This window comes from Mycobacterium sp. 1165178.9 (assembly GCF_001673555.1).
In the GTDB taxonomy this organism is placed as follows: Bacteria; Actinomycetota; Actinomycetes; order Mycobacteriales; family Mycobacteriaceae; genus Mycobacterium.
In genome coordinates, this window is the sequence record NZ_LZMB01000440.1 from 1 (window position 1) to 581 (window position 581).

1 protein-coding gene is annotated in these 581 nt (G+C 63.3%); it reads right to left on the reverse strand.

Annotation, left to right across the window (positions count from 1 at the left end; genetic code table 11):
* Nucleotides 1–79: 79 nt before the first annotated feature.
* The coding region (locus A5652_RS19030; protein ID WP_197514015.1) for an EfeM/EfeO family lipoprotein at nt 80–581 on the reverse strand (502 nt) is incomplete at its 5' end.

Genomic DNA, 581 nt, shown 5'->3' on the forward strand with positions numbered 1-581 from the left:
GACACCGTGGTGGAGTCTGCCGGTGTGCCGGCATTATTCGGGTCCCCGTGGGCGGGATCGGTGATGTCGTCGGTCATGATCACCCGGCCGTAACGACTTTTTGGGCAACCGTGGACAGGCTTTCATGCAGCGGCTGGATGACCGCCGTCAGCTTGGGTGCGTCGCTGGCCTTCAGCGCCGGGGTGTAGGTCTTGTAGCCGCCGAGAGCGGCCGGGTCGCGGTAGCCGTCCAGCGTGGCGAGCACGTTCTGGAACTGCTGATCGATCTGGTGGACCAGATTGCCGTCGATCTTCTCCAGCCCCGGCCGCAGCGAGGCGTACGCCTGCTGGGCCCCTTCGACATTGCCCGAAAAGTCCACCAGGTCAATGTGACTGAAGGCCTCTTCCTCACCCGTGATCTTGGTGTTCTGAATCTCTTCGATCAGATCGCTGGCACCGTTGGCCAGGTCCTCGGGCTTGTACTGCAGCGTCGCGACGATGCCGTTCAATTTGCCGACGTTGCCCACCAATTCGGTGCTGAGCGCCTTCGTTCCGGGCGTGATCGCGCCGCCCTGCCACAGATCGCGCTCGACGGCGTGAAAG